23 protein-coding genes are annotated in these 23,843 nt (G+C 60.1%); 10 read left to right on the forward strand and 13 right to left on the reverse strand.

From position 1 onward, the window contains the following. Positions 1-211: 211 nt before the first annotated feature. Together ON753_RS06355 and ON753_RS06360 are read left to right on the forward strand one after the other, a co-directional pair. The gene (locus ON753_RS06355; protein WP_265961732.1) at positions 212-574 is read left to right on the forward strand and encodes an Hpt domain-containing protein; all 363 of its coding nucleotides are present in this window, start codon (positions 212-214) and stop codon (positions 572-574) included. 151 nt (positions 575-725) lie between these two features. Continuing rightward, positions 726-1,046 (forward strand): 2Fe-2S iron-sulfur cluster-binding protein, encoded by a 321-nt coding sequence (locus ON753_RS06360; RefSeq protein ID WP_265961733.1) that lies wholly within the window; start codon positions 726-728, stop codon positions 1,044-1,046. A 143-nt stretch (positions 1,047-1,189) separates the two neighbouring features. Here ON753_RS06360 and ON753_RS06365 read toward each other — a convergent pair whose 3' ends face one another. Then, positions 1,190-2,416 (reverse strand): MFS transporter, encoded by a 1,227-nt coding sequence (locus ON753_RS06365; protein WP_265961734.1) that lies wholly within the window; start codon positions 2,414-2,416, stop codon positions 1,190-1,192. A 202-nt stretch (positions 2,417-2,618) separates the two neighbouring features. On the opposite strand from ON753_RS06365, the gene ON753_RS06370 reads away from it, so the two are divergent. Together ON753_RS06370 and ON753_RS06375 are read left to right on the forward strand one after the other, a co-directional pair. Then, positions 2,619-3,407 carry an AraC family transcriptional regulator gene (locus tag ON753_RS06370; protein WP_265961735.1) on the forward strand — a complete coding sequence of 263 codons (789 nt, stop codon included), beginning with the start codon at positions 2,619-2,621 and terminating at the stop codon, positions 3,405-3,407. A gap of 89 nt (positions 3,408-3,496) precedes the next feature. Further along, positions 3,497-3,925, forward strand: coding sequence for a universal stress protein (locus tag ON753_RS06375; RefSeq protein WP_265961736.1), 429 nt, complete (start codon positions 3,497-3,499; stop codon positions 3,923-3,925). Positions 3,926-4,008: 83 nt separating this feature from the next. Here the strand turns inward: ON753_RS06375 and ON753_RS06380 are convergent, their stop codons facing one another. Further along, positions 4,009-5,184: a vWA domain-containing protein gene (locus tag ON753_RS06380; RefSeq protein WP_265961737.1), complete on the reverse strand. Its 1,176-nt coding sequence runs from the start codon at positions 5,182-5,184 to the stop codon at positions 4,009-4,011. A gap of 156 nt (positions 5,185-5,340) precedes the next feature. Between ON753_RS06380 and ON753_RS06385 the strand changes: the two genes are divergently transcribed. Next, positions 5,341-5,712, forward strand: coding sequence for a DUF6152 family protein (locus ON753_RS06385; RefSeq protein WP_265961738.1), 372 nt, complete (start codon positions 5,341-5,343; stop codon positions 5,710-5,712). After that, entirely contained in the window at positions 5,705-6,187 is a 483-nt protein-coding gene (locus ON753_RS06390) for a DUF2214 domain-containing protein (protein WP_265961739.1), read from the forward strand. The genes ON753_RS06385 and ON753_RS06390 overlap by 8 nt, the downstream gene beginning before the upstream one ends. Here the strand turns inward: ON753_RS06390 and ON753_RS06395 are convergent. From ON753_RS06395 to ON753_RS06415, 5 genes are read right to left on the reverse strand one after another with little or no spacing between them, the layout of a single operon-like run. Beyond that, positions 6,149-7,225 carry a YcjF family protein gene (locus ON753_RS06395; RefSeq protein WP_265961740.1) on the reverse strand — a complete coding sequence of 359 codons (1,077 nt, stop codon included), beginning with the start codon at positions 7,223-7,225 and terminating at the stop codon, positions 6,149-6,151. The genes ON753_RS06390 and ON753_RS06395 overlap by 39 nt on opposite strands. Next, positions 7,222-8,736: a YcjX family GTP-binding protein gene (locus tag ON753_RS06400; protein ID WP_265961741.1), complete on the reverse strand. Its 1,515-nt coding sequence runs from the start codon at positions 8,734-8,736 to the stop codon at positions 7,222-7,224. Before ON753_RS06400 ends, ON753_RS06395 begins: the two co-directional genes overlap by 4 nt. Before the next feature lie 45 nt (positions 8,737-8,781). After that, entirely contained in the window at positions 8,782-9,306 is a 525-nt protein-coding gene (locus ON753_RS06405) for a SixA phosphatase family protein (RefSeq protein WP_265961742.1), read from the reverse strand. Positions 9,307-9,346: 40 nt separating this feature from the next. Continuing rightward, complete coding sequence (locus ON753_RS06410; protein ID WP_265961743.1) at positions 9,347-9,883, reverse strand: hypothetical protein; 537 nt, start codon at positions 9,881-9,883, stop codon at positions 9,347-9,349. A 17-nt stretch (positions 9,884-9,900) separates the two neighbouring features. Then, positions 9,901-10,746, reverse strand: coding sequence for an AAA family ATPase (locus ON753_RS06415; protein WP_265961744.1), 846 nt, complete (start codon positions 10,744-10,746; stop codon positions 9,901-9,903). A 313-nt stretch (positions 10,747-11,059) separates the two neighbouring features. Between ON753_RS06415 and ON753_RS06420 the strand changes: the two genes are divergently transcribed. The 3 genes from ON753_RS06420 to ON753_RS06430 all read left to right on the forward strand — a co-directional run bounded on the left by ON753_RS06420 (position 11,060) and on the right by ON753_RS06430 (position 16,009). Then, complete coding sequence (locus ON753_RS06420) at positions 11,060-12,442, forward strand: flagellar hook protein FlgE (RefSeq protein WP_265961745.1); 1,383 nt, start codon at positions 11,060-11,062, stop codon at positions 12,440-12,442. Positions 12,443-12,605: 163 nt separating this feature from the next. Beyond that, positions 12,606-14,459, forward strand: a complete 1,854-nt coding sequence (flgK, locus tag ON753_RS06425) for a flagellar hook-associated protein FlgK (protein WP_265961746.1) — start codon at positions 12,606-12,608, stop codon at positions 14,457-14,459. Between the two features lie 14 nt (positions 14,460-14,473). Continuing rightward, complete coding sequence (locus tag ON753_RS06430; protein WP_265961747.1) at positions 14,474-16,009, forward strand: flagellar protein; 1,536 nt, start codon at positions 14,474-14,476, stop codon at positions 16,007-16,009. A gap of 14 nt (positions 16,010-16,023) precedes the next feature. On the opposite strand, the gene ON753_RS06435 is transcribed toward ON753_RS06430, so the two are convergent. Continuing rightward, entirely contained in the window at positions 16,024-16,470 is a 447-nt protein-coding gene (locus ON753_RS06435; RefSeq protein WP_265961748.1) for a VOC family protein, read from the reverse strand. A gap of 50 nt (positions 16,471-16,520) precedes the next feature. Between ON753_RS06435 and ON753_RS06440 the strand changes: the two genes are divergently transcribed. Continuing rightward, complete coding sequence (locus ON753_RS06440; protein ID WP_265961749.1) at positions 16,521-17,138, forward strand: TetR/AcrR family transcriptional regulator; 618 nt, start codon at positions 16,521-16,523, stop codon at positions 17,136-17,138. 80 nt (positions 17,139-17,218) lie between these two features. Here the strand turns inward: ON753_RS06440 and ON753_RS06445 are convergent, their stop codons facing one another. From ON753_RS06445 to ON753_RS06465, 5 genes are all read right to left on the reverse strand, one after another. Then, positions 17,219-17,518 carry a flagellar biosynthesis regulator FlaF gene (locus tag ON753_RS06445; RefSeq protein WP_265961750.1) on the reverse strand — a complete coding sequence of 100 codons (300 nt, stop codon included), beginning with the start codon at positions 17,516-17,518 and terminating at the stop codon, positions 17,219-17,221. After that, positions 17,518-17,979, reverse strand: coding sequence for a flagellar biosynthesis repressor FlbT (gene flbT / locus ON753_RS06450; protein WP_265961751.1), 462 nt, complete (start codon positions 17,977-17,979; stop codon positions 17,518-17,520). Before flbT ends, ON753_RS06445 begins: the two co-directional genes overlap by 1 nt. 91 nt (positions 17,980-18,070) lie before the next feature. Continuing rightward, a complete protein-coding gene (locus ON753_RS06455; RefSeq protein ID WP_265961752.1) occupies positions 18,071-19,564 on the reverse strand; it encodes a flagellin N-terminal helical domain-containing protein in 1,494 nt (497 codons plus the stop codon). A gap of 286 nt (positions 19,565-19,850) precedes the next feature. Continuing rightward, positions 19,851-21,362, reverse strand: coding sequence for a flagellin N-terminal helical domain-containing protein (locus tag ON753_RS06460; protein WP_265961753.1), 1,512 nt, complete (start codon positions 21,360-21,362; stop codon positions 19,851-19,853). 572 nt (positions 21,363-21,934) lie between these two features. Next, positions 21,935-23,446, reverse strand: a complete 1,512-nt coding sequence (locus tag ON753_RS06465; RefSeq protein WP_265961754.1) for a flagellin N-terminal helical domain-containing protein — start codon at positions 23,444-23,446, stop codon at positions 21,935-21,937. Between the last annotated feature and the right edge of the window lie 397 nt (positions 23,447-23,843).

Genomic DNA, 23,843 nt, shown 5'->3' on the forward strand with positions numbered 1-23,843 from the left:
GCGGATTTGCAAGGAATTTTTTAAGACTGTTTGGCAACCTGAATTAACGCGCGTTAACCAAAAAAACAATTTTTTGGGGACATTGGCCTCAATGCCCGGTCTGGCGCGCCGGTTTAACCCGGTGTTTGGGTGTTTCGGCACAGACTTACTCAATCATAGCTTGCGGCAGGGTGCCGTCAGGCATGTATTGCGTAGAGTTTGGAGCACCCGCATGGCCCCTTCATCCATGGCCCGCGTTGCCGGTCGCGGCGGACCCGAAGCACCGATCAATCTGGTGCAACTGGCTACGAACACCCTTGGAAACCGGGATCTCGAGGTCCAGGTCCTGCATCTTTTCAAATCGCAGTCCTCGACCACTCTGGAACGGCTGGCGTGCGAGAACGACGCCGGCGTGCGTCTCGATCTGGTCCATACGCTCAAGGGCTCCGCCCGGGCGATCGGCGCTGAACGGGTCGCCATGGTGTGCGAAAACCTGGAAGTCAGAATGCAATCCACGTCGGATACGGCCACCGAAGGGCTGATTGCCGCGGTCGATGAGGCAAACCGGTACATCCGGGACTTGCTGGAAGGCTAAAAGGTTCACAGGCTACGAACGCGCTCGCGAATTGATCGGGTAGCAATTTCGGGGCAGATTGCCGCGTTGAAACGGCACGGTCCTTGACCTTTCCCAAGGAAGCTTTATGTCGGGGCAGCTGAACCCGAAATGTAAGGCCTGGACGCGACGTATGCCGAAAATCACATTCATAGACGCTGATGGAACCCGGACCGAGGTTGACGCCACCGAAGGTTCCACGGTGATGGAAAATGCCATCAAGAACATGGTCCAGGGCATCGAGGCTGAATGTGGCGGGGCCTGCGCATGCGCGACCTGCCATGTCTATGTCGACGATGCCTGGGCGGGGAAGACGGGTACTGCCGAACCGATGGAAGAGGACATGCTCGACTTTGCCTATGACGTGAAGCCGACCTCGCGCCTTTCCTGCCAGATCAAGGTCACAGGCGAGCTGGACGGCCTCGTCGTCCATGTGCCGGAGCGGCAGGCCTGAGAAGTCTCCAGAAGCAGCTGATTTGGTGGTGACCCGCCGGGGCACTCCGGCGGGTTTCGTGTTTGCCGGCACTCGTCCAGAATGACGAAGGGCGGATAACCGCCCTTCGATCAGGATCCACGTCTCAGCGCGCTTGAACCCGCTCACTCCGCCGGTTGAACCGCCGGCTTGCGGAACCAGAAGTCGACTTCCTTGCCTTCTTCCGGATTGCTGGGGATCAGCGTTGCCAGAAGCAAGCTGACCGCCGCCATGCCGGCACCCGCCAGGAACACCGCGGCCGGGGAAACGAGCCAGATGAGGCCGAACAGGACCGGGATGAAGACCGCCGCGATGTGGTTGATCGTGAAGGCGACGCCCGCGGTCGGGGCGATGTCGGCCGGGTCGGCGATCTTCTGGAAATAGGTCTTCATGGCGATCGCGATGGCGAAGAAGGCGTGATCGATCACGTAGAGGCTGGCTGCCAGGGTCGCGTTGGTGACGAAGGCATAGCTGACGAAAACCAGGATCAGGCCGACATATTCCAGGATCAGCGCCTTGCGCTCGCCGAAGCGGACGATCAGCCTGCCGATCTTGGGGGCGAGCACCATGTTGAATGCACCGTTCAGCAGAAACAGCCCGGCGACCTCATGAACGTCATAGCCGAAACGCTCGACCATCAGGAAGCCGGCAAAGACCGTGAAGATCTGCCGGCGGGCACCGCCCATGAAGGTGAGGGCGTAATAGAGCCAGTAGCGCCTTCTCAGGATCAGCTTCTTGTGCTGCGGGACACCTTCGCGGAAATGCGGGTAGGCCATGATCAGGAAGGCGAGCACGACCAGCGACAGGCCGCCCGCAATCGCGAACACGACCGTGAAGGACAGGTCGAACATCTTCCAGGCGACGAAGATGACGCCATAGGCGATCAACTGCGCAAAGGCGCCGACCGAGATGATCTTGCCGAGGCTCGCCGCCGCCGTCGCCTTGGGCAGCCATTGCAGGGACAGCGACTGGGCCATCGTCTCGTAATAGTGAAACCCGATCGACATGATCAGGGTGGTCACATAAAAGCCGATGGCGGTGGGGAAATAGCCGGTGACGGCAACGCCGATCCCGAGCAGCAGCAGCGAGACATAGGCGAGCGTCTGCTCGCGCATCATGAGAAGCAGATAGATGGCCAGGAAACTCAGAAAGCCCGGGATCTCGCGGATCGATTGCTGAATGCCGATTTCCCGGCCGGTGAAATCCAGCTCCTGAACCGCGAAGTTGTTCATCAGGTTCCACCAGGCCGCAAAGGACAGCTGCATGGCCCCGGCCATGATCATCAGGAGAACCGCGGGCGAGCGCCAGCCGGTCGCTTCGTTCGGGTGGGCAGTCTGGGTGAAGTATGTCATTCCGTAGCCGTAAATAGATAAGGATCCGCCAGCGCTGAGCCCAGCTTCTATACCTGATCAGGCGTTGCGTGTTAGCGCTGTTTTGTCATGAGATGTTTTCCACTCGCCAAAATTCTGACTATATGGTCCGGAGGGTTCGGCCGCGCCTCCTGACCGGGAGGCAAGGGCCGAAGTTCGCTCCGCGGGAGAAGGGATCAGGTCGATGGGAATTCATCCGGAACTTGCCGAGTTTCCAAAACAGGCGATAGCCGCGCCGATCATTGGTTATGCACGCACGCAGCCCCGGGGATTGAACAATGACTGGCATGCCCATGATGCCGCCCAGCTTTTCCATGTGGTGAAAGGCTCGATCGCCATCGATACGGAGCACGGCACCTATTTCGTGCCGCCCGAACGGGCCGTCTGGCTGCCGCCGCGGGTCGGCCATCAGACGCGCTATCTGACGGACACGGAGATCCGCTACATCTACGTGCAGTTTCCCCACGCCCAGGACCTGCCGCAGACGCCTCAGGTGATGCAGGTGACCACACTGCTGCGTGCGCTGATCCTGGAATTCATGTCCTATCCGCGTGCCGAAACCGAGAACGGACCGGCCGCCCGGATTGCCGCCGTCATCCTGGACCAGCTGAAACTGCTGCCGGCCGCGCCTTTGCAACTTCCGATGCCCCAGGATGCGCGGCTGCGGGACCTGTGCGAGGCCGTGGTGCGCTGCCCGGCGCATGTTCCCTCGCTCACCGAAGCCGCGGAACGCTGCGCCACGTCCGTGCGTTCCTTTGAAAGGCGGGTCAAGGTGGAAACCGGCCTCAGCTACCGTACCTGGTGCAGGCAGGTGAAGCTGTTCCGGGCGCTGGAACTGCTGGCCTCCGGGCGCAGCGTATCCGATGTCTCCCACAAACTCGGCTACGAGGGGCCGAGCGCCTTCGTCGCGACGTTCAGGAAGTCTTTCGGTGTCACGCCCGGACGGTATTTCGGCGGTACGGATCCGGATTGATCTGCCTCATGGCGGTTGTGTCCGTCCGGGCCAAGAGTGGTAAAATCGACCATGGCCGGCACAGCCGCCGCCACTTGAGGAGATGATCCATGTTCAAGAAAATCCTCGTTCCCGTTGATCCGGCAGAGTCGGCCTTCGCCGAAGACGCCCTTGCCAAGGCATCGCAACTGGCGCGCGACTACGGCGCCAAAATCCACCTGCTGGCGGTTTGTCCGGAGGTGCAGAGCTTCGTGGCCAGCCAGCTCCCCGAAGGCTGGCAAAAGCGTGAGGTCGAGCAGACCACCGCCATGCTCGACAAGATCAGTGCAGGGCTGGATGTTCCCGCCGGGACAGTGGATACCAGCATCCGCAGAGGCGCCGTCCATCACGAGGTGATTGACGAAGCGGAAAAAGCGGCGTGCGATCTGGTCCTGATGACATCGCACAAGCCCGGCTTTTCCACCTACTTCATGGGCTCCAACGCGGCCCACATCGTCCGCCACGCGCCGTGTTCGGTGATGGTGCTGCGCGGCAGCTGACCGGTCCGTTCCCGAATCCGCAGGCGGCTCTGACCCAAGGCCCGGCTGCGGTGCCACTTGTCAAAGGGCAGTGAGCCCGGTCGTCAGCGGGCCAGTTCCGACATCGCCTCCGTCAGGCCTTCGACGGTCATCGGGAACATGCGGCCTGACATCAGATCGTTCAGCATCCGGATGGAAGGGGTGTAGTGCCAGTGTTCCTGGCGCACGGGGTTCAGCCAGACCGCGCTTTTGTAGAGCCCGGTGACGCGCTGCATCCACGCCGCGCCCGGTTCTTCGTTCCAGTGTTCCACCGATCCGCCGGGATAGGCGATCTCGTAGGGGCTCATGGAAGCATCGCCCACGAAGATGATCTTGTAGTCCGCGGGGTATTTGTGCAGCACGTCCATAGTCGGGATGCGCTCGGTCTGCCGGCGGCGGTTTTCTTTCCACACATATTCGTAAAGGCAATTGTGGAAGTAGAAATGCTCCATCACCTTGAACTCGGACCGCGCCGCTGAAAACAGCTCTTCGCAGACGCGGATGTGGTCGTCCATCGAGCCGCCGATATCGAAGAACAGCAGCACCTTGACCGCATTGTGCCGTTCCGGCCGCATCTTGATGTCGAGCAGCCCCTTGTGGGCGGTCGAGCGGATGGTGCTGTCGAGGTCCAGCTCTTCCGCAGCGCCGATGCGCGCGAAATTCCTGAGGCGCTTCAGGGCCACCTGGATGTTGCGGGTGCCGAGCAACTGGGTGTCGTCGAGATCCTTGAACTCGCGCTTGTCCCAGACCTTCACCGCGCGCCTGTGCCGGCTTTCCTTCTGGCCGATGCGCACGCCTTCCGGGTTGTAGCCATAGGCGCCGAAGGGCGATGTTCCGGCTGTTCCGATCCATTTGCTGCCGCCCTGGTGGCGCTTTTCCTGCTCGTTGAGCCGTTCGCGCAGGGTCTCCATCAGTTTCTCGAACCCGCCGAGCGCTTCGATCTGCGCCTTTTCCTCTTCGCTCAAGTGCTTCTCGGCAAGCTTTCGCAGCCATTCTTCCGGGATGTCGGTGGCCGGCACCTCGCTCAGCAGGTCCAGCCCCTTGAAGACATGGCCGAAGACCCGGTCGAACTTGTCCAGGTTGCTCTCGTCCTTCACCAGGCAAAGCCGGGCGAGGTAGTAGAAATCCTCGACGCTCTTCTCCGCCAGATCCTTCTCCAGCGCCTCCATAAGCGTCAGATATTCCCGCAGTGAAACCGGAACGCCCGCGGATTTCAGTTCGGTGAAAAAGGTGATGAACATGGGGCGAAGGTAGCGGCGCCCGGGGTGCCTGTCGAGACGGGATTTGCGCTGTCTGCGCCAATTGCTGCCGGACTGTTTCAGCCAAATCGACGCTAATACCGCTGACGTCTTGGAATTCTGCACTAGCTATGGGGAAGTTCCGAAAAGGAGAAGGATATGCGTTTCGGACTTGCGAAAATCTGTCTTGCCGTTGCGGTCCTGTCGCTCTCGGCCGCAGCTGGCTTTGCCCATCACGGTTGGAGATGGACCACGGGCGACAATATCGAACTCACCGGAGTGATCACCGAAGCCAAGCTGGGAAATCCCCACGGTGTGGTGAAGGTGGATGCCGAAGGCGAGATATGGACGGTGGAAGTCGGACAGCCCTGGCGCAACGAACGGGCGGGCCTGAAGGACGGAGACCTGGCGCCCGGCACGGAGGCGACCTTCATCGGCGAGCCGTCTGCCGACATCGCCGAGCGGCTGATGAAGGCGGAAAATATCATCATCGGCGGTCAGGAATACCCGCTCTATCCGGACCGTGACTGACCTCCTGCTGGATCTGGCCGGTTGGGTCTCTCAGACGGACCTTGCCGTATGGCTGCGCCGGTCGCGCTGGGGCTACGCCTTTGTCAACGGCACCCATGTTCTGGGGATTGCCCTTCTGGTTGGCGCTATCGTGCCGATGGACCTGCGACTGATCGGCGTGGGATCCGGCCTGCCGGTTGCCGCCCTGGCGCGGCGTCTCGTGCCCGTGGCGGCAACGGGACTGGCGCTCGCGGTGCTGACCGGCGCCTTCATGCTGTCGCTGGAGCCGGTCGACTATCTGCGCATGCCGGTCGTTCAGATCAAACTGAGCCTTGTCGCCATTGGAAGCCTGTCCGCCATCCTGACGCATCTGCGTTACGGATGGTGGATGGCCGGGGCTCCTGAACGCAGTCTTCGCACGCCCGGCCTGATTTCCCTGTGCTGCTGGCTGCCGGCGCTATTCGCGGGCCGTCTGATCGCGTTTCTGGGAAGCTGAGGCTGCCTTTTCGGCCTTCTCGGACGAGGAGATCAACTCTCCCATGAATTCGGAGATTGTTGGTCCCCTGCCGGCAACGAAGGGGGCCGGCCGGCAGACGGCGATGGCGGCGATGCCGATGCGGGCGGTCAGGAGACCGTTGATCACGCCTTCGCCGAGCCGGGCCGACAGGCGGGCCGCCAGCCCGTGCCCGAGTACCTGGGAGGCGAGGCTGTCGCCCGCGGCCATTCCGCCGGTGACGGCAAGGTGGGTCACGACCTGCCGGGTTAGGCGCACAAATCCAAGCGTTCCCGGCCGTCCGCCATAAAGGATCGAGAGCCGGCGGACGGTCCTCAGGTTCTCATAGAGAACCGCCAGAAGATCGACCAGCGCGCGGGGGCTTACAGCGGTGACCAGCGACACGCGCTTGGCGCTGTTCATGACGATCCTCCGGGCCTCGAGGTCCAGCGGACTGAGGAGATCCCGTTCGGCAAGCTTGACAAGGTCGCGTCCGTCGATGACCTCGCGCATATGCCCGGCAAGCGCCTTTCGGCCCTGTGCCGTTTCCGGCCGGTCGCGATAGAGCGCCAGCAATTCCTTGAGCCCGGCGCTTGCGGCCCTGGCATCGTCCGCTTCGGCCGCCTGCTGAAGGCGGTCACGCAGATCATCGATGCGGCCAACACGGGCGAGGGCGGCAAGTTCCTTCGCAGCCAGTCCAAGAAGCCCGAGTGCGGCCAAGGCGACAAGGGCAAGACCCAGCCAGCCAAGCCAGTCCGTACGGGCGAAGAGATCCCGGATCAGACTGTCGATCGCAAGGCCGATGGCAAGCGATACGAGCCCGGACAGCCCGATCATCAGCCATTTGCCGAAACGGACCCCGGTTTTCGGCGTGCTGGCATCCCGGGGCAGACGCGGCTCTTCGTCATCCTGAAGAGCCTGGGTGATGAGGGCTTCATCCAGGGAAGGCGTCCTGGTCTCGTCATCGCTCATCCGGACCTTGCTGTCGTCAAGGCGGAAGGCGGCCGGCCTGCGACCGGAAGGGGGTGGTGTGCCGATCATGCCAGGCGGTCTCCGATCAGGAATTCAAGCGCGCGGTCCAGCCGGATATGCGGCAGCGACAGGGTGAGGCCTTCCGCCGTCGTGTCCAGGACGGGAGGGCGGAACCGCAGGAACTGGAGGTCGCGCTGTGCCGCCTCAAACTCTGCTCGAGCGTCTTCAGAAGCTGATTCAACGTGCCGAAAAAGTGATTCAGGATCTTGCGGCAAGTCCCCGGGAAACATGGCGATTTCCGCTTCGCCGTCATAGGTCTCGCCGTTGAGGCGCTCACCGGGCAGCGGGGTGCCCAGGATCGCCGGAAGCTCTTCGCCCCGATGCTTGACCGTGGCCTCCCGCGTGGCGCGCACCGCGGCCATGGCAATCACATCCACCTCCGCGCCCTTGAAACGGGCGCGTTCCTCCGCGCGGGTGACCAGTCGCTTCAGGATCGCCTCCAGCCGGTCATGATCGGTCCTGTGCAGGTGATCGGCCTTCGTGGCGGCAAACAGGATCCGGTCGATACGCCGGGTGAGGATGGAGGACAGCCAGCTGCGCTTGCCGGGGCGGAAGGCGGCGAGCACTTCGCTCAAGGCCACTTCCAGGTCGGCGATCGCATGCGGGCCGGCATTGATCGCATGAAGGACATCCACCAGCACGATCTGGCGGTCGAGCCGGGCAAAGTGATCGCGAAAGAACGGGCGGACCACGTGGGTCTTGTAGGCTTCGTAGCGCCGCTCCATCATTGCCCGCAGCGTTCCGGAGCGCGCGGGCGCTGCATCGGCCGGAATGTCCAGCGGCGCAAAGGTGAGGGCAGGGGACCCGTCGAGATCGCCCGGCATCAGAAACCGGCCGGGCGGCAGCATGGAGAGGGCATGGGCGTCCGCCCGGCAGGCCGCGAGGTAGGATTTGAAGCCTGCCGCGAGATCCTGCGCGGCCGCTTCGTTTTCCCGGGCGTCGGGATCCGCCGCCGCCAATGCCTTCAGGAACGGGGCGGCGACTTCACTGCGGCCCTGCGCCCGTGCCCGTTGCAGGGCATCGGCGCAAAAGGTGGCGTAGTCCTTGGAAAGCAGCGGCAGATCCAGGAGCCACTCGCCGGGATAGTCGATCAGGTCCAGATGCAGGCGGCCGGGACCAAGCTTGCGATAGAAATAGGAGGCGCTCTCGTAGTCGATGGTCAGGCGCAGTTCGGCGACCTGGCGGGTGGATTCGGGCCAGATGCGCTTGTCCACCATGGCGCGGACATGGGCCTCATATTCAAAGCGCGGAACGGCATCGTCCGGCTGGGGCTGGAGCTTCGCCCCGGTCATCCGCCGCCCGGCCGCCGCGCTGAACACCGGCAGGCGTCCGCCGTGAACCAGATTGTGCACAAGGGCGGTCAGGAAGACGGTCTTGCCGGACCTGGCAAGACCGGTCACGCCGAGACGCAGGCTTGGGACCGCCAGGCCGCTCGCCGCATCGGCAAGATTGGCCAGGCTCAGCCGCGCTTCTTCCGTCAATTTCGTCAATGGGTTCACGTGGGCCTCCAGCGCGTTCATGTAAGCGCGTGCGCGGCCAAGTGCAAATGCCGATTGGCGTGAAGGTCAGCCGGCCGCGTCCCTGACATCCTTCGGCCTGGTGAACCTTTCCAGGTGGCCGGTCCCGGGATGAAGCTCGGACCAGTCGGCAATGTCGAAATCGATCACGGCGAGGGCGCCCGTCGGATATTTCTCTTCAAGATTCGTCATTGCCTGGGAGCTGGACGTCCCGGAAAGGGCGAGGGCGGTGTCTTCCATGGCCGGATTATGGCCCAGGACCATCAGGTTCTGCGCCCGGCCGCCATGTCTGCGGATGATCCCGAGATAGTCGTCTTCGCTTTGCTGGTAGAGGTCGGAGATCAGCTGGACGTGTGCTTCCTGCGGCAGGAAGGGCAGCAGCCGGGCGAGGGTCTCGCGGGTCCGCAGCGCGGTTGAACACAGAATCTGGTTCGGTAGAAGCGCGTTGTCTTTCAGATATCTTGCCATGGTCGTCGCGGCGGTCTTGCCGCGGCCGTTCAGCGGGCGGTCGATATCTGCAAGGTCCGGATCGCCCCAGGAGGATTTGGCATGTCTTAGAAGCAGCAGCCGCATGTCTGTCCCCGTGTTTCACCGATCTCGGTCCGGCCAACTGTCAGTTCTGACCGGCAAGGGCCTCCGTGAACGCAGCCATGGCCGGCCCGACCTCGATTTCCTGGGCCGGCAGCGTATAGGCCAGCCACAACGTATAGTCCGCCTCTTCGGCGGTAAAATACCAGAGCGTTTCGCACAGGGTGCCCGGCGTCTGCTTGCTCGTCCGGAACGATATGCCTGACGCCGCGGCGCCGCTCAGCTTGATGGGATCGAACCCGGCGGCCTTGTAGTTGCGCGAGAATGTCAGCGCCTGCTGACGGCCAGTGTCCGGAAGGTGCTTGCGCAGAACGGCGGAAATCCCGTCGCGGCCGGTATAGACACACCCGGCGAGGCTGACGCCGTCGCCTTTCATGACCTTTACCCGGTAGAAGGGGCCGATCATGTCCGGGCAGCGCAGGCCGGTGAAATGACGCAGTCCGCCGACATCGCTTTGCCAGCCCGCATCATACTCGGGCGGGACCTGCGCGCCGGCCGGCAGCGCGAGCGAGCACAGGCTCAGGGCCGCGAGCACATACAGAACCACGGGCGGTCTTGCCAAAACAGTCTCCTATCCGTTCACGTCCGTCCCCGGCGCGACATGAAGGCCAGGCGTTCAAACAGGTGGACGTCCTGCTCATTCTTCAGCAGCGCGCCGTGCAGCGGAGGGATCAGTCTGGAGCTATCCTGTTGACGAAGGGTTTCCGGATCGATGTCCTCGTTCAATAGCAGCTTGATCCAGTCGATCAGTTCGGATGTCGACGGCTTCTTTTTGAGGCCGGCAACGTCCCTGACCTCGTAAAAGACACGCAGGGCCTGCGCAAGCAGCCGCTGCTTGATGCCCGGAAAATGAACCTCCACGATCTCGGCCATGGTCTCCTCATCCGGGAATTTGATGAAGTGAAAGAAGCAGCGGCGCAGGAACGCGTCGGGCAGGTCCTTCTCGTTGTTGGAGGTGATGATCACGATCGGCCGCTGCCGGGCCCGGACAGTTTCGCCCGTTTCGTAGACGTGGAACTCCATCCGGTCGAGTTCCAGCAGCAGGTCGTTCGGGAATTCGATGTCGGCCTTGTCGATTTCATCGATCAGCAGAACCGGCTTTACCGGGGAATCGAACGCTTCCCACAGCTTGCCCTTGCGGATGTAGTTGTTGATGTCCTTGACCCGTTCGTCGCCAAGCTGGCTGTCGCGCAGGCGGGAGACCGCGTCATATTCATAAAGGCCCTGCTGGGCTTTCGTGGTGGATTTCACGTGCCACTCTATGAGGGGCGCCTTCAGTGCCGTGGCCACCTCTTCGGCGAGCACGGTTTTCCCGGTCCCCGGTTCGCCCTTGATGAGGAGCGGGCGCTCCAGCGCAACGGCTGCATTGACAGCAACGCGCAGATCCTCCGTGGCGATGTAGCTCTCAGTTCCTTCGAAACGCATATGACCGTCCGTTCTGTGTGTCCTTGCGCGGAAAGTGGCAGGCCCCACCGGAGGAAGCAAGTCCGTAAAGCGGAAACGCTTTCCCGGTCCCGTTTCATGGGGACACTCTTGCCCATCGCGGGGGAAGTTTTTGCCCGCCCGGCCGGGCTTGCCGGGTTGAATTTCCGCTTCCGTCAATCTTTCTGTCAGGTAAAATGTTGAATTTTAAAGAGAAAATTCACTACCTCAATAGTTGGCACGTCCCTTGCGGAGGGAAGCCGATTACGGGCGCAAGTCCGCGTCAGCAGTGCCCGATCTATTAAGAGGACGAAACATGGGTATTTATGGGGCTATCAACTCGGCCGTTTCGGGATTGACCGCACAGGCCAGAGCTCTGGAGAATATTTCCGGTAACGTCGCGAATTCGCAGACGACCGGCTACAAGCGGCTGGATACAACATTCGCCGATCTCGTGTCGGGCAGCGGTGCAACACAGGCGGCTCAGGTCTCCGGCACCACATATGCGACCTCGCGTGCAACCAATACCGTGCAGGGCGATATCAAGTCGGTCGACGTGGACACCTACATGGCGATCAACGGCGACGGATATTTCGTCGTGACCAAGGCCGCCGACGTGGTCGATGGCTCAACCTCCTTCGCGGAAGAGACATATTACACCCGTGCGGGCGATTTCGAGCGCGACAGGGAAGGGTATCTCATCAACAGTGCGGGATATTACCTGCAGGGCTTCCAGCTGGATCCGAATACCGGCAACCCCATTGGCGATGATCCCACGGTGATCCGGATCCAGAACCAGCCGCTGGCTGCTTCGTCGACCACCGCGATCGACTACCAGGCGAACCTGCCACGCGTTCCGGCTACCACGGATTACGACGGCACGGATGAGGCCACGGCGTTGCTCAATGCGTCGGTCGGCACCGGCAACGTTGCAGTGGCTGACAATCAGGACTTCCTGAACAGCTCCATATCCGGTGGCTCTATCACGATTTACAACCAGAACGGCACGCCGATGAGTGTCGAGGTCCGCTATGCCAAAACCGCAAATGCGGATGCTGGCGTTCCGGTGAATGACACCTGGAACATGTATGTCGGAACCGGCGATGACACGACGGATACCTGGTACAATGTCGGCGAGATCGAATTCGACAGTACCGGCGCCATGACCAACATGACGGCAGGCACGATCGGTGCGGTGAACGGCACAAGCGATGGCTTCACGATCGCATCGCTGGACATCGGCGGCACGGCCGCTTCGAATGTGGAAGTGTCCTTTTCCGGCGGTTCGCTGACCCAGTACGCGGACCTTGACGGGACGGCGAGTTCCGTCTCCCTCGCCCAGGACGGCTATCCCGCAGGTGAACTGACCGCTGTCGCCGTCGACCAGTCCGGTCGCGTGATCGCCAGCTACTCCAACAGCCAGCAGCGCCCGGTCTATGAAATCCCGCTCGCCACCTTTGCTGCGGAACAGAACCTGAAGCGTGTCGACGGTTCCGGCTTTTCTGCAACCTCGTCCTCGGGCGTGGCGGATCTGACCGGCGGCGGGCAGATCCTTGCCAAGAAGCTGGAACTGTCCAACGCCGATATCGCGGACGAGTTCTCCAAGCTTATCGTCACGCAGCAGGCCTATTCAGCCAACTCGCGGATCGTCACTTCCGCGGACGAGATGCTGGACAGCGCCCTGAACATGGTCCGGTAACTTCCGGCCGGCCGGCGGGTCCGACCCGCCGGCTTTCCTGACTGGATCAGCCTGCAGGCAGGTTGAAACACCTGAACGCAGAAAGGTTGAACGGTTTCAAAGTGCTGGCGCAACGTGTCCGTCAGGACATTGCACCAGGTAACGTGTTGCAAGGACATTCGCCATGGGTCTGACAAGCGCCCTGAATACCGCAGTCTTCGGGCTTGGCTACAACCAGCGGCAGCTGGACGTCACCGCGGCGAATATCGCAAATGCCGATACGGCCGGTTATTCCAAAAAGACGGTTTCGGCAAACGCCTATGTCGATGCCAATGGCAACATCGCCGGCATCGAAGCAACCGAGTTGCGCCGGGTCATCAACGAGCAGGTCCAGGCGAATTACTTCGGTTCGCTGGCCGATACGAACTACGCCAAGCATCTCGCCGACTATACCGACCGGCTTGACGACATTTTCGGCACCATTGGCGACACCAGCAGCCTGACCGCGGTTGCCGGCCGGATGTCGTCGGCCCTGCAGACACTGGTGAACGATCCGGGGAACTATGCGGTGCAGAGCGAGGCGGTCGCCGCTGCCGATGCATTTGCCCGCGAACTGAATTCCTCTCATGAAAAAATCACCAGTCTCCGTCAGGAAGCTGATGATGCACTCGCCCGGCAGACGGAAAGCGTCAACCGGCTGTTGAGCAGCATCGAGGACACCGATGCTGCCATTCGCGATGCGACGCAGGCCGGCGTCACGACCGCTGAAATGGAAGATGAGCGCGACCGGCTCGTCGAGCAACTGTCCGGCTATCTGGATGTCGAGGTATCCAGAGGGGCGGACGGCACGCTCGCCATCCAGACGGCCGACGGACAGCAGCTTTATGCCGACGGCAAGCCATCCACGCTCAGCTTCACGTCCACCCATTCGCTTCAACCTGGGCAGCCGGGCAATACGATCACCGTCAGGACGCCCGGCGGCAGCACCTACGATCTGATCGCAGCCTCCAGGTCCGGTTCCATGGTGGCGATGGCGGAATTGCGCGACGATATCCTGACGGAGGCCCAGACGCAGCTTGACACGATCGCCGCGGAGGTGTCGCTGGCGTTTTCGAACGTCACCGTCGACAGCACGGCGGCAACCGTCGGTCCGGACAGCGGCTACGATCTGGATGTGTCGGCTCTGCAGCCGGGCAATACCGTTACCCTGGAATACACCGACTCATCCGGGCAGGCGCAGACCGTAACTCTTGTCGCCGTTGACGACGCCTCGCTTCTGCCGCTCGACAATTCCGCAACCGCAAATCCGGGCGACACCGTCTACGGGATCGATATTTCCAGCGGCACACCGGCGACCTACATCACCAATATTACCGCGGCACTTGCCGGCACCGGACTTCAGGTCAGCAACGATGGGTCGGACAACCTCCGGATCCTGGGCGATACTGGCGGGCCGACAAGCGTTCAGAGCCTTTCCGCCGAGGTCACCGTGACCGCCAACTCCGACCAGGGGCTGGGGCTGGCGATCTTCGTCGATCAGCGGGCCGGGACGGACCTCTTCACCGATGCCCTGGAAAACGGCGGCCAGCGCGTCGGCTATGCGAGCGGGATCAGCATCAATCCGGACCTGCTGGCCGACAGCGGACTGCTGGTCAACTACCAGACCACGCCGACGGCAAACTCCACCAACGATCCGGCGAGGGTCCAGCATCTCGCCAATGCGCTGAGTTCGCGCAAAACCCACTTCGATCCGGGCTCGGGCATCGGCTCCACGTCCACACCGTTCCAGGGTACCGTTCTCGATTTCGTCAATCATACGGTGGCGTTCCAGGGCAACCAGGCAGACGACGCGGCGACCTACTCGAAGTCCAAGGAAGCGCTCACCATGAACCTGGCGATCCGCTACGAAGAAAGCTATGCGGTCGATCTCGATGCCGAGCTTGCCTTCATGGTTCAGCTGGAAAACGCCTATGCGGCCAACGCCCGCGTCATGCAGACCGTCAAAGAGCTCTTCGACGAGCTCCTGAACATCGTTTAAGGGTAAGGTGAGTCATGACCGTCTCTTCCATAACCACCTCGCGGACCTATCTCACAAGGCAGCTCAGCGAATTGAACGATCTTCTGGCCGAGAAGACGACGCAGCTGGCCCGAGGCAAAGTCGGCACGACATTCGGCGATGTCGGCGACAGGCGGCTTCTCGATATTCAACTGACGCAAAAAGTCAGCTCGATCGAGACCTATCAGCAGACGATCACCGTTTCCGATCTGCATCTGAAGACACTGGACATGTCTCTGGAGCGGCTGGAGGATATCCGGCGGGACGCCAAGTCCGCACTCGATACCAACGACTTCATATTGCAGCATGATGGCAAGACGCAGACGCAGTCGCGTGCAAAACTCCTGCTCAACGAGGCGCTCAACATTCTGAACACGGAAGTCGCCGGCTTCTTCGTGTTCGGCGGAACGGACGCAGTCACCAACCCTACGGCGGCGATCGATGCCATTCTGAACGGTGCTGACGGACTTGATGGCCTGAAAACCGTGATGAGCGAATATGCCCAGGCCAATCTCGGCGCTTCGAACACCGGCCGAACGACGACGTCGGCGCTGACGACCAACTATGCGGGCGCCGTTCCGACGGACTCGACGTTCACCATAGCGGAAGACGGAGCTCACGATTTCGGCTTCGACATTTCTTCGGTGGCTTCCACGCTTTCCAACGTCTCGATCACCGGCCCGGCTGCCGCCGATCCCGACAGTTTCGACGTGCAGTTCACCGGACAGCCGGAGCTGGGCGAAACAATCTCGATCGAACTCAGCCTGCCGCCCGATCACACGGAGACGATCTCCCTTGAATTCACCGCCTCGGCGACCCTTGAGGAAGACGGGGCCTTCCTCATTGGTGACGATCTGGAGGAGACCGCGCAGAACCTGAGAGACGTCATCGCCGCGGAGATCGAACGCCAGGCCAAGACGACGCTACGTGCGGCGTCCGACGAATGGGCGGCTGACGAGTTCTTCAGCACCTTTGGCGGTGAAGCGCCCCAGCGGGTGGACGGACCGCCCTTTGACACGGCGACGGCGCTGATCGACGGCAGTGCGACCACGCTTGGCTGGTATACCGGGCGCAATACCGCCACCACTGATCCGAGGGCCGACAAGAATGCGGTAATCGACAGCAATCTGACGGTGAATTACGGCGTCAGAGCCAATGAGACGCCGCTGAAGGAACTGGTTCAGTCGCTTGCAACTTTCGCCGCGGCGGATTTTTCCGGCGGAACGCAGACCGACGAGGAGTACTACAACTCCCTGTCGACGAATATGCGGCAAATCCTGCAGCCCGCCGGCGTGGATCAGTCGGGGATCGTCGACATTGCCACGGATATCGCCATCACCCACCGCACGGTTTCCCTTACCGAAGAGCGGCACGTGCAGATGAAGAACAGTTATGAGGGCACGATCGACAGTATCGAAGGCGTTGACAAGGATCAGCTCGCCGCGGAAATCCTGACGCTTCAGAACAACATCGAAGTGTCCTACCGGGCCTCCTCGATCATCTTCAATCTGACGCTGTCCGATTATCTGTGAATTCGCCGCTGAATTCACGACCCGGCTTCTTCATCCCAGCGTCTCTGCATCTCTTCCGGCAGCAGCGTCTCGATCGTTTGTGACAGGTGCCACCGGTGGCCGAACGGATCGAGCACCATTGCGCTGCGCTCGCCGTAGCTCTGGTCCGCCGCAGCCCGCAGCACCGTTGCCCCGGCCTTGACCGCACGCGCCAGATCCGCGTCGACGGCTCCGGTGGAGAGGTGAAAGGTAACCGGGGAGCCGCCGATTGTATCGGGGCTCAAGGCGCCGAAGTCCGGATATTCGTCGGCAAGCATCAGAATGCTTTCGCCGATCTTCAGTTCGGCATGGCCGATGCGGCCGTCTGAGGGGTCGGTCATCCTGAAGAGTTCGGACGCATCGAACGCCTCCTGGTAGAAGGCGATCGCCGACGCTGCATCCTTGGCAATAATATAGGGAATAATGGCGGTGATCGAACTCATGGCACCTGTCCTTGTATCTTTTATTTCTTTACGTTACGGTCCGTAAAGAAATGAGTCAAGAACAGTCAGCAACAACCCGGAGTCGCGGACGGCCGCCAAGCCGGGCGGCCCGCAGAAGGGCTCTACAGGCGGCCTATGACATCCTCATGGAGGAAGGCTTCGGCCGCCTCACCATGGAGGCCGTCGCCGCACGCTCCGGCGTGGGAAAGCCCACGATTTACCGCAACTGGTCCAATGCCATCGAACTTGCCATGGCGGCGCTCATGGCGGGAAAGCCGATGGAGGCCAAGGATGACGAACGGGATCTGGAAGCCGCCTTGCGTGCTCAGCTTCGCGCGCTTGTCCAGGCATTTGCCTCGACCCGGGGGCGCCAGATTGCGATGACGTTGGCGGCTGCCGACCCGGAAAGCGAAATGACGAAGGCGTTCCGCAACCAGGTCATTCTTTCCAGCCGGGAAGAGGGGCGAAGATTGCTCGAACAGGCTGCTGCCGGCGGCGGGATCGGAAAACCCGAGAACATAGAGGTCCTGCTCGACATGATCTATGGACCGCTGTTCTACCGCCTGCTGGTCCGGCATCAGCCGCTGGATATCGCATTCGCGGACGCGCTGGTAAGCCGAACGATGAAGCTGCTCGAGCCAAAATCACCGGACGACGGCAACGTTTGAATGGCTGAAGAAATCCCTCGAGCACACGAAAAAACCGGCCGCATGGCAGCCGGTTCATTGGATGGTGTACCGCTTCGATGTTATTCGGATGACGGTTGAGACCTGAGGCCTTCGGCGATGGCCCGATTGATGCTGATCAGCGTATCGAGCTTGTTTGCATCATCGGTCGTCATGACCGTCATGGTCTGCTTGAAAACGAACACGCCGAGCGACGCGATGTTGTTCTTGATGCCCTGGGGCAATTGATTTTCTTCGCTGGTGGCCGAGGTTACCAGGATCGTCCAGAGCTTCCGGTTATAGACCAGAGCGTCGTCCTTTTCGGCGAGCGAAGAATCCTCCCATTCATCCTTGATCAACTGAAGCCTTGCTGCGGCTTTCATCAGCAGATCTCGCTTCCAGCTCCCTCGGTGACACTGCCGTCACCTGGCTCGTTTTCTGGTAAGCCTGCGCTGCCTGCTTGTACATGACTTATCAGCTTCCCTTCATACTCGATGAGCTTGCGTGCTTCTTTCAGTGCTTTATAGAAGGCGCCGGTTATTATCGCGTTACTAATCCTCGTTACGAAGGGAATCGTACTCGGCGCTGCCTTCACAATGTCATTGACGAGGGTGAAGTAATTCTCCTGAATTCTCTCCATGTCCTTCGACAGATACATGAGCTGGACGGCCAGATAGACCCTCTTGGCTGGTGTATCGGCGGTGGCCGGCGTGAGAATGTCCTTTTCCCGCAGAATGGGCGCCTGACCTTCAATGAAAAGGCGGGTCCGCTGATTATCATTCGTGATGACGCTGTCACCGATGATAATCCGTTCGCCAGGTTTCAGCTCAACCTTAAGCGCCATTCCTTGACCTCCACGCACGAGTATCGCTTTGAAACGTTAACGAAACTGTTAACGGTCGTGGCCAATACCCTAATGAAATTAACCGTCAGTGTTAACCGAACAGGCTCAGGACGCTCTGGTCGGCCTGGTTCGCCAGCGACAGGGCAGTCGAGGAAAGTTGCTGCCGCGTCTGCAGGGCGAGCATGTTTGCGCCTTCCTCGTTCATGTCGGCAATGGTCAGATTGCCGGCGCCGACTTCGAGCGTATTGATCAGCTTTTTGGTGAAATCAGTCCGGATTTCCACAGTGGAAAGCGCGGTACCCATCGACCGGGCGGCGGACCTGAGTTCGTCCAGCGCCGCGTTGATCGCCTGCAGAGTGCGGTTGATGTCGGTATCGGACTTGAATTCCGACGAAGCCGCCGAGAGCCCGACCGTTCCGGACGTGCTGCCGAGTGTCGTTCGGTTGAAGTCGGTATTGCTGCTGGTGATGTCGAAGGAGACTTCGCCGATCAGGCTGATGCCGCCGCCTGAGAAGGTAGCGTCCAGTCCCTTGACGTTATTGATGAATTTGACCAGATCCTCGACAGTGGTCTCGCCGTCGATTTCCAGCGACGCTGGCTCGAAGCCGTTGCCGTCCGTGATGGTGATGGTGTCGCCGGCCTGGAAGCCGCCGGACGTGATCAGCGTCGCTGTCGAACTCAGCGCAGTCACCGTGAGCGACGTCGTCGTGCCGCCGGTGGCGCCACCATCGGTCGCGGTGCCGCCGCCGGCATTGTCCTTGGAGATGTAAGCGGTATTGTCGAGACCCGACGTCAGCGTAATGGCGTCGGTCGCCTCGTCGAAGGAGGCATGAACGCCGTTCAGGCCGTTCAGCGCATCGAGATAGTCCTGGACGGTGGTGATGTCCGTCCCGACGGTCAGGCTGGTGGTGCCCGAGGAATCGGTGATGGTGACGACGTCCCCATTGGACCAGTCGGCCAGGTCGGTAAGATTGGAGGACGCCTGAAGACCCGTCAGGGTGAGCGTGGTCTGCCCGCCGAAGAGGTTGAAGGAGGACGTGCCGGTTCCACCCGCATCCAGGTCATCCAGATTGAGGCCGTCATCGAGGGACGTGTCGGTAAAGTCAACCGGGTTGACCGTCAGATTGGACGTGCTGTCTTCGTTGAAGATAACCTTCAACTCATTGCCCATCCCGGCGAGAAGGTTCTTGCCCTTGTAGCCCGCATCCCGGGCCATGTCCTCGATCTGGGTCAGGAGCTCGTTGTACTGGCTGGTGTACAGCTTGCGCTCGTATTCGCTCGAAGTCTGCAGCGCCTGGTTGGCGATCGCTTTCGCGGACTCCACCAGTTTGGTAATCGAGGTGAGGCCCTTGTCCGCGGCGCGGATCGTCTGGACCGCCTGTCCCATGTTGTCCAGGAGGTTGGACAGGTCGCTTGCCCTGTCATTCAGAGACTGCGCAGTGAAATAGGAGTTCGGGTTATCGAGCGCAGTATTCACCTTCAGGCCCGTCGCAAGACGAGTCTGGGTAACAGATCTCAGGTCTGCCGTTTCTTTGAGCGACAGGAGGTTGTCCCGGACCGCACTGGAAAGAACAATATCAGGCATCAGGCTTCACCGCTTTTCCTATTCAGCACTCGTCTAGGGGCACTCAATCGCTTCAAGATAAGCGCGTGCCTTTGACGTAAAACTAAATGGAAAGTTAATCGGGGATGCACTCGTTAACGCTATATAAATGAAAGTTACCAAAAGCTTTCTTTTAAAGCGTTGAAAAGAAATAAGAAATTTTTTGCGCTCAAGGCAGTACTTCGAGCCGAACGAAAACGGCGGACCATAGGCCCGCCGTAATTTTTTGTCAGCTGGTGAGTCGGATGACCGACTGATTCTGGCTGAATTAGAAGAGGGACAGCACTGTCTGGTCGGCCTGGGAGGCGAAGGACAGCGACGTCGAAGCAAGCTGCTGACGGGTCTGCAGAGCCAGCAGGTTCGCACCTTCTTCGTTGGTATCGGCCAGCGTCAGGAGACCGGCACCTTCCTGCAGCGTGTTGATCATCGTCTTGGTATAATCCTGACGGATCTCCACTGTGGAAAGGTTTGTGCCGAACTCGGAAGCCTGGGACCGCAGGTTCGACAGGGCGGTATTCAGCCGGTCGAGGACGCGATTGACCTTGGTATCCGTCGAGAAGCCACTGTCGGACAGGGCGGAAATCGTCACACCGTCAGTGTCGGCGACGAAGCTTGAACTCGCGAAATCTGAGTTACTGCTGGTCAGACCGAGATCAGTGTCAGACGTGATATTCAACTTGCCAGAGCTTGTGTCGAATTTTCCAGTCACGCCATTGAAGTCATTGATGAAGTTTTCAAGATCGTCGACCGTGGTCTCTTCATCGACTTCCAGCGAACCGAGCTCATAGCCGTTGCCGTCTGTCAAGGTCAGCGTGTCACCGACAGCGAAGGAGCCGCTGTTGGACAGCAGCTGGCTTGTTGCCGTGAACGCTGCCGCATCGACTTCCGCGTTGTCGCCGTCGATGGTGAGAACGGCGCCGACCGTAGCTCCGGTATCGTTGAGGTAGATATCCTCATCGCTGTAGATCGTCAGCTCGCCAGTGTTGTCGTCGAATTCGGCACGAACCCCGGCAACGCCGTTCAGACCGTCGACCAGATCCTGAACGGTGGCGCCTGCGGTGATCGAGGTGCCGGAGAGCGCGGCAGGTGCCGTGCCTGAGTTGTCAACGAACTGGAGAGTTGTCGTGGCAGAAATCGAATTCGATTGGGACAGGGTCGAGCTGGAGTTCAGCGCGGATGTGCCATCGGTCAGCGACAGCGTGACCTTGCCACCCTGCAACTGGAACGAGGTGGCGCTGCCCTGGCCTTCTGCCAGATCGGACAGATTAAGGCCTTGGGAGAGGGCCGTGTCGGTATAGTCTACGGCCTCAATGGTGAGTTTTGACGTTGAATCTTCGTTGAAGATTGTCGTCAGGTCGTTGCCGTCACCTGCGAGCAGGTTCTTGCCTTTGTAGGAGCTATCCTTGGCAACGTCTTCGATCTGTTCGAGCAGATCATTGTATTGCTCGGCAAATTTCTTGCGCTCAAACTGGCTCTGGGTCTGCAGGGCCTGGTTTGCTTTCGCCTTTGCCGTTTCCACCAGCTTGGTGATGGTCTGGATACCCTTGTCCGCAGCCTTGATGGTCTGCAGGGACTGGCCCATGTCGTCCAGCAGGTTGCCCAGATCGCTTGCACGGGAATTCAGGCCGGAGGCGGTGAAAAAGCTGTTCGGATTGTCCAGTGCCGAATTCACCTTCATACCGGTCGCCAGTTTGTTCTGGACGCCGGACATGAACTGAGCTGTGGACTGAAGTGTGAGGAGGTTTTGCCGTACGGCAGCTGACAGAGTAATATCTGGCATCGTTATCCCTTTCCTGGGTCAAATTTCATCTGCTCGTCCTGAGCAGGTTGCCTCGGATCATTGACCGTTAACCTTAATCAATGGTTAAGCGACTGAAAAATATGGTTGTCGGAAGGTTAACGCGTAGGCGCGTCCTGTGAGAAACATCAATAAGAGGCAGGAATGATTTCAATTTTCATTTCAAGGAGTTGTCACTGCTGAAAATGCGTAGACCTATCGACGCCAGTTCGGCTTTTTCTGGCGCTTTGGCACGGAAATCCGAAGTTTTTTGAAAAGTAACCGCATGCTGGGAAGTTACTGCGCAAAAAAATCTCAATGCGGCTGCTGATCGTTACCGCGACGTAGTTGCGCCTGCGTGCCGTCTGCGGCGGTTCTGCGTGACCTGTAGCGGTGGGAGTGCGCGCGAACTGGTGTCTCCGATGGAAAAGCGCGAGATCGCTGACAGTGGAGCGGGCAGGTTGGCTCCCATTCGTACTGGCGGAGCGGTCGCTGAAGTCACCAATTGGATACTCAAAGAGAAAAAGCGGGCAGGGCCCGCTTTTTCGTATCGTGATGAAGCGTGTGCTTCAGGCTTAGAAGAGTCGCAGAACGTTCTGGTCCGCCTGTGCCGCGAAGGACAGGGAGGTGGACGCCAGGCTCTGGCGGGTCTGCAGGGCCAGAAGGTTTGCACCTTCCTCGTTGGTATCAGCCAGGGTCAGCTTGCCGGCACCTTCTTCCAGCGTGTTGATCATCTTCTTGGTGAAATCCTGACGGTTTTCAACGATAGAAAGATTGGTACCGAACTCCGAAGCCTGTGTTCTGAGCGAAGACAGAGCGGTGTTCAGTCGATCTACGACCCGATTGATGGAATTGTCGGAAGCAAAGCCACTGTCGGACAAGGCCGAGAGCGTTACGCCGTCAGTGTCGGCGACGAATCCCGAACTCGCAAAATCAGCATTGTCGCTGGTCAGCGCAAGATCGGTCTCCGACGTAATGTTCAACTTGCCGGAGCTTGTGTTGAATTCGGCCGTGACACCCTTGAAGTCATTGATGAAGTTTTCAAGGTCGTCAACGCTTGTGTCACTTTCGACTTCGAGCGAACCGAGCTCATAGCCGTTGCCGTCTGTCAGGGTCAACGTGTCACCGACAGCGAAGGAGCCGCTGTCGGACAGCAGCTGGCTTGTTGCGGTAAACGCTGCCGCATCGACTTCCGCGTTGTCGCCGTCGATGGTGAGAACGGCGCCGACCGTAGCTCCGGTATCGTTGAGGTAGATATCCTCATCGCTGTAGATGGTCAGCTCGCCAGAAGCATCGTCAAACTCGGCACGAACCCCGGCAACGCTGTTGAGACCGTCGACCAGATCCTGAACGGTCGCGCCTGCGGTGATCGAGGTGCCGGAGAGCGCGGCAGGTGTCGTGGCTGTGTTGTCAACGAACTGAAGAGTTGTCGTGGCAGAAATCGAATTCGATTCGGACAGAGTGGAGCTGGAGTTCAGCGCGGATGTGCCATCGGTCAGCGACAGCGTGACCTTGCCACCCTGCAACTGGAACGAGGTGGCGCTGCCCTGGCCTTCTGCCAGATCGGACAGGTTTAGACCGGTCGAGAGGGACGTGTCGGTGTAGTCGACCGCATCGATCTTCAGCTTGGACGTTGAATCTTCGTTGAAGATGGTCGTCAGGTCGTTGCCGTCGCCTGCAAGCAGGTTCTTGCCCTTGTAGCCGGCGTCTTTAGCCAGGTCTTCGATCTGCGTCAGCAGTTCGTTGTACTGGCTGGCAAACTGCTTGCGCTCATACTGGCTCTGGGTCTGCAGTGCCTGGTTGGCTTTCGCCTTTGCGGACTCGACCAGCTTGGTGATGCTGGAAATGCCCTGGTCTGCAGACTTCAGCGTCTGGACCGACTGGCCCATGTCGTCCAGCAGATTGGACAGGTCGTTTGCACGAGATGTCAGGCCGGAGGCGGTGAAAAAGCTGTTCGGATTGTCCAGTGCCGAGTTCACCTTCTTGCCGGTGGCCAGTTTGTTCTGGACACTGGACATCATTTCAGCGGTGGACTGGAGGGTGTTGAGGTTCGCACGAACCGCGCTGGACAGCGTAAGGTCAGCCATTATGTGTTCCTTCCTAGGACTACGAGATACGAGGACCCTTCCTGGATCCGAGGCACATAAGGCGGCTGTGGCAGGTAAGAAAATCTAAACAAACGTGGTTAGCGCAAATTAACCTTAACTGGAGGTGAAAGGTTGTAATTCCGGGAGTTGCTATGTTCGATTATTCTTCCGTAATAACAGTGGGTTATCGGGTAGGTCGATGAAGTTTCCGCTTTGCGGAAAGCCGGCGGACGGCAAGCGGCACAGGAGAGAATGCGCGCATCCGGAGGGGCGGCGCGTTAATGTCAGAGGCTGAATAAGGGCACTTGGATCTGCGGGAGCCGGCCGACGTACTGCGTGGGCGGGGGCAACTTACCGCGGCGTCGATGGGGCTTCGGGATCCGCGCGAAAAGGGCAG

This window comes from Roseibium salinum, from assembly GCF_026240905.1.
Taxonomy (GTDB): domain Bacteria; phylum Pseudomonadota; class Alphaproteobacteria; order Rhizobiales; family Stappiaceae; genus Roseibium; species Roseibium salinum.

Coding starts and splice junctions, on each gene's coding strand:
- ON753_RS06355 (WP_265961732.1), top strand. CDS start 212: ATGGCCCCTTCATCCATGGCCCGCGTTGCCGGTCGCGGCGGACCCGAA.
- ON753_RS06360 (WP_265961733.1), top strand. CDS start 726: ATGCCGAAAATCACATTCATAGACGCTGATGGAACCCGGACCGAGGTT.
- ON753_RS06365 (WP_265961734.1), bottom strand. CDS start 2,416: ATGACATACTTCACCCAGACTGCCCACCCGAACGAAGCGACCGGCTGG.
- ON753_RS06370 (WP_265961735.1), top strand. CDS start 2,619: ATGGGAATTCATCCGGAACTTGCCGAGTTTCCAAAACAGGCGATAGCC.
- ON753_RS06375 (WP_265961736.1), top strand. CDS start 3,497: ATGTTCAAGAAAATCCTCGTTCCCGTTGATCCGGCAGAGTCGGCCTTC.
- ON753_RS06380 (WP_265961737.1), bottom strand. CDS start 5,184: ATGTTCATCACCTTTTTCACCGAACTGAAATCCGCGGGCGTTCCGGTT.
- ON753_RS06385 (WP_265961738.1), top strand. CDS start 5,341: ATGCGTTTCGGACTTGCGAAAATCTGTCTTGCCGTTGCGGTCCTGTCG.
- ON753_RS06395 (WP_265961740.1), bottom strand. CDS start 7,225: ATGATCGGCACACCACCCCCTTCCGGTCGCAGGCCGGCCGCCTTCCGC.
- ON753_RS06400 (WP_265961741.1), bottom strand. CDS start 8,736: ATGAACGCGCTGGAGGCCCACGTGAACCCATTGACGAAATTGACGGAA.
- ON753_RS06405 (WP_265961742.1), bottom strand. CDS start 9,306: ATGCGGCTGCTGCTTCTAAGACATGCCAAATCCTCCTGGGGCGATCCG.
- ON753_RS06415 (WP_265961744.1), bottom strand. CDS start 10,746: ATGCGTTTCGAAGGAACTGAGAGCTACATCGCCACGGAGGATCTGCGC.
- ON753_RS06420 (WP_265961745.1), top strand. CDS start 11,060: ATGGGTATTTATGGGGCTATCAACTCGGCCGTTTCGGGATTGACCGCA.
- flgK (WP_265961746.1), top strand. CDS start 12,606: ATGGGTCTGACAAGCGCCCTGAATACCGCAGTCTTCGGGCTTGGCTAC.
- ON753_RS06430 (WP_265961747.1), top strand. CDS start 14,474: ATGACCGTCTCTTCCATAACCACCTCGCGGACCTATCTCACAAGGCAG.
- ON753_RS06435 (WP_265961748.1), bottom strand. CDS start 16,470: ATGAGTTCGATCACCGCCATTATTCCCTATATTATTGCCAAGGATGCA.
- ON753_RS06440 (WP_265961749.1), top strand. CDS start 16,521: ATGAGTCAAGAACAGTCAGCAACAACCCGGAGTCGCGGACGGCCGCCA.
- ON753_RS06445 (WP_265961750.1), bottom strand. CDS start 17,518: ATGAAAGCCGCAGCAAGGCTTCAGTTGATCAAGGATGAATGGGAGGAT.
- flbT (WP_265961751.1), bottom strand. CDS start 17,979: ATGGCGCTTAAGGTTGAGCTGAAACCTGGCGAACGGATTATCATCGGT.
- ON753_RS06455 (WP_265961752.1), bottom strand. CDS start 19,564: ATGCCTGATATTGTTCTTTCCAGTGCGGTCCGGGACAACCTCCTGTCG.
- ON753_RS06460 (WP_265961753.1), bottom strand. CDS start 21,362: ATGCCAGATATTACTCTGTCAGCTGCCGTACGGCAAAACCTCCTCACA.
- ON753_RS06465 (WP_265961754.1), bottom strand. CDS start 23,446: ATGGCTGACCTTACGCTGTCCAGCGCGGTTCGTGCGAACCTCAACACC.